The following is a 320-nucleotide window of genomic DNA, read 5'->3' on the forward strand; positions in this document are numbered from 1 at the left end:
GCTTCCGGGGTGCCGGCGGCGGCCCAGACGACCTCGTAGTCGGTGAGGGTGTCGTCGAGGTACGTCGGCACCGGCCCGCGGTCGCCGTGGTGACAGAACGGCGGGACGCCGCCGATGGCGTACCCGGTCGCCTCGCGGACCTCGTCGGCGTCGGCCATCCTCACGTCGCCCTCGTCGACGCCGCACTCGGCGGCGAGTTTCGCCATCGAAACGCGGTTCGCGCCGCTCGTAACGACGACGACCGGGTCGTCGCCGGCGACGAGGACGATACTGCTCGCGATCTGCGCGACGTCGCACCCGATGGCGTCGGCGGCGTCCGC

Annotated in this window: 1 protein-coding gene; it reads right to left on the reverse strand. The window is 73.1% G+C overall.

Annotated elements, in window-relative coordinates; translation table 11 throughout:
• Positions 1-320: YbaK/EbsC family protein (locus tag SM753_RS20345; RefSeq protein ID WP_323192902.1), on the reverse strand; the 320-nt coding region annotated here is incomplete at both ends.

Origin of the sequence: Halostella sp. PRR32 (genome assembly GCF_034808085.1) — an archaeon.
Lineage (GTDB): Archaea > Halobacteriota > Halobacteria > Halobacteriales > Natronoarchaeaceae > Halostella > Halostella pelagica.